The organism is Arthrobacter sp. LAPM80 (genome assembly GCF_046736435.1).
GTDB lineage: Bacteria > Actinomycetota > Actinomycetes > Actinomycetales > Micrococcaceae > Specibacter.
In genome coordinates this window covers 1-244 of the sequence record NZ_JBCHVD010000088.1, presented here as the reverse complement: position 1 = coordinate 244, position 244 = coordinate 1, and the positions used below count along the sequence as shown (strand labels likewise).

1 pseudogene is annotated in these 244 nt (G+C 63.9%); it reads right to left on the bottom strand.

The annotated features are described in order from the left end of the window. Positions 1 to 170, bottom strand: a pseudogene (locus AAGW05_RS18645) (IS3 family transposase); the annotation flags it as partial. Positions 171 to 244: the final 74 nt, after the last annotated feature.

Below are 244 nucleotides of genomic sequence, written 5' to 3'. Positions count from 1 at the left end.
GCCGGCCGCTGGGACAAGGGCCCTGGCACAGTCGTACGAGGTCCCTTGGCCCGCCGTACCCCGTGCAGCCCGGCCCGGCGCATCAGCCGCTCCACCGTGCACCGCGCGACTTTGTGGCCGGCACGGTTCAGGGCTGCGTAGATTTTCCTGGCCCCGTAAACACCGTAGTTGTCCTTGTGTACCTCCTTGATTTTCTCGGTCGTCACTACATCACTGACAGTGCGTTTAGATTCTGGACGCGCCG